The sequence below is a fragment of the Candidatus Obscuribacterales bacterium genome (assembly GCA_036703605.1).
Classification (GTDB): Bacteria; Cyanobacteriota; Cyanobacteriia; order RECH01; family RECH01; genus RECH01.
On the sequence record DATNRH010000808.1, the window covers coordinates 1 to 1,115 of the forward strand.

General features: G+C 54.2%; 2 protein-coding genes. Both read left to right on the plus strand.

Annotated elements, in window-relative coordinates:
* Positions 1-496: branched-chain amino acid ABC transporter permease (locus tag V6D20_16820; GenBank protein HEY9817443.1), on the plus strand; the 496-nt coding region annotated here is incomplete at its 5' end.
* 2 nt (positions 497-498) lie between these two features.
* A partial coding sequence (locus V6D20_16825; GenBank protein HEY9817444.1) for a hypothetical protein occupies positions 499-1,115 on the plus strand: 617 nt, incomplete at its 3' end.

Consider the following 1,115-nt stretch of genomic DNA (forward strand, 5'->3'; position numbering starts at 1 on the left):
CACAACTTTCCCCATCCTGGGTGCTCAATTTGAGACTTACCGGGTCTTTATCATTGCTGTTGGAGCTGTCTTGATGGCTGCCATTCTGCTCCTGCTCCAGCGCACTCGCATTGGCATCATCATCCGGGCTGGGGTGCAGGACAGTGAGATGGTGGAGGCGCTCGGCATCAATGTGCGCCAGATATTTACGTTGGTCTTTGCCCTGGGTTGTGCTGTGGCGGCACTGGGAGGGATGACAGCCGCACCCTACCTGGGCGCTTATCCTTCTATGGGGGACCAGTTTCTGCTAAGTGCAGTGATCGTAGTTGTCCTTGGAGGGATGAGCAGCTTTGAAGGCACTGCCATTGCCAGCATCCTGGTTGGCCTCACCCGGGCTACAGCTGAACAAATCTCGCTACAATATTTGCGAACCCCGGTGCTGGCCAGTCTATCGATACTCATTATCATGGTAATTGTTCTGCTGGTGCGGCCCAGTGGATTATTTGGGAGGGAATGATTATGCCTGAGCCTGCTCATAGACCTGCCATCGCTAACTGGTTATTACCTCTCGTTCTGGTGCTACTGTTGGCGATCCCTCTCGGGGCCGCGGTAGCCATCGGCGAGCCTGAAGTTGGCACTGCAGGATTGGCAAAGTTCTCCAGTGCCATCGGTTCGGTCGCCTGTGCCGACGGTATTACCCCGGTTGTTACAATTCTATTAATAGAAATCGGGGTTGCCGTTCTTGCTGTAGTTGCAGCCTTTGCGGTGGGCAAACGAAGCGCTTGGCTGTTCAATCTATTGCGCGAGCAGGGCGCGCAGTATATCGTTCTGCTCCTGCTCATTGCGATCCCCTTTATCATCGCCTGGCAGACCGATTCATCGGTCTGCAGTCGTGGTAAATCCTACTTCTGGCAATCGGTGTTCATAGAGGCGTTTATCCTGGCAACCCTGGCTATTAGCTACAACCTGATCTTTGGTTTTGCAGGTGTGATTTCCTTCGGCCATGCGGCTTTCTTTGGGATTGGGGCGTATGCTATTGGTTTGCTCATCCTGCACCTGGAATGGCCCCTGGGGATATCAGTGCTGGCGACACTCATCATCAGTACCGCGATGGGCGTGCTGGTCAGTGTGATCGC